1 protein-coding gene is annotated in these 505 nt (G+C 51.1%); it reads left to right on the top strand.

Features of this window, described 5'->3' with window-relative positions; all coding sequences use genetic code 11:
- On the top strand, positions 1-505 hold a 505-nt coding region (locus AB4507_RS22840), incomplete at both ends, for an Ig-like domain-containing protein (RefSeq protein WP_372183485.1).

Raw genomic sequence — 505 nt, 5'->3', positions numbered from 1 at the left:
ACTGGCGAAGATTTTGATCACCTGCCAGTAGGTGTAACAGAGCAGGTCGTGGTGACGTACACGATGAGCGATGAAAGTGGCGAGCCGATCACATCGACCGCGACTATTACTGTCACCGGTACCAACGATCTCCCAATTGCCAATGCAGACTCTGGGGCGGTTCAAGAGAACAGCACCGTAACCGTCGATGTATTGGCTAACGACACCGATTTAGACGATGGTGCTAAGTTCACTTTAGACAATGTGAGCTCGGACAAAGGTCTGGCGACCATCGTTAATAACAAACTTGTGTTTGAAGCGACTGGCGAAGATTTTGATCACCTGCCAGTCGGTGTAACAGAGCAAGTTGTGGTGACGTACACGATGAGCGATGAAAGTGGCGAGCCGATCACATCGACCGCGACCATCACTGTCACCGGTACTAACGATCTCCCAATTGCCAATGCAGACACCGGGGCGGTTCAAGAGAACAGCACCGTAACCGTTGATGTATTGGCTAACGACA

This window comes from Vibrio sp. 10N.222.54.A3 (genome assembly GCF_041474095.1).
In the GTDB taxonomy this organism is placed as follows: domain Bacteria; phylum Pseudomonadota; class Gammaproteobacteria; order Enterobacterales; family Vibrionaceae; genus Vibrio; species Vibrio crassostreae_C.
This window is presented reverse-complemented; position numbering and strand designations above follow the sequence as displayed.